Source organism: Microbacterium sp. 18062, from assembly GCF_902706225.1.
GTDB lineage: Bacteria > Actinomycetota > Actinomycetes > Actinomycetales > Microbacteriaceae > Microbacterium.
In genome coordinates this window covers 1-436 of the sequence record NZ_CACSKB010000416.1, presented here as the reverse complement: position 1 = coordinate 436, position 436 = coordinate 1, and the positions used below count along the sequence as shown (strand labels likewise).

Sequence of the window (436 nt, the reverse complement as noted above, 5' to 3'; positions counted from 1 at the left end):
CATCATTACTGTATGGACATACAGCATCCTCCCGTCCGGCCTGTTCAACTGCCCGGGATCTGCCGCAGCTCGGGTGCGGCGCCAGGAAGCGCCGCGGACATCGCACACCGCCGGGCGGGCGGCGTGCCGATGTTCGTCGGGCGTTTGCGCTACTCCGGGTTCTTCCTGCCCGCACATCTCGTGCGGCCGCACCTGCTGTTCGGGCTGGTGGTCAGCAAGGAAGAAGAGGGGCAGCGCTGGACGGTAAGCCTTCATCCCGAGGACGGCGACACGCGCAGGCTGTTGCGGGCGCTGATGCACGCGTCGGTCCGGAAGCGCCGGGAGGATGGCGCCTACCTGCTGGACGGGAAAGAGTGGGACGAAGCATTTCTTCGTCAGTGGCCGCAGACATGGCTGTGTGCACCATCGAAGCAAATGGCCGAGCACGCCCTTGAGG

1 protein-coding gene is annotated in these 436 nt (G+C 65.8%); it reads left to right on the top strand.

Annotated features, from left to right (window positions below; translation table 11 throughout):
* Positions 1-12: 12 nt before the first annotated feature.
* On the top strand, positions 13-436 hold a 424-nt coding region (locus GVL03_RS20475; protein WP_159502682.1), incomplete at its 3' end, for a hypothetical protein.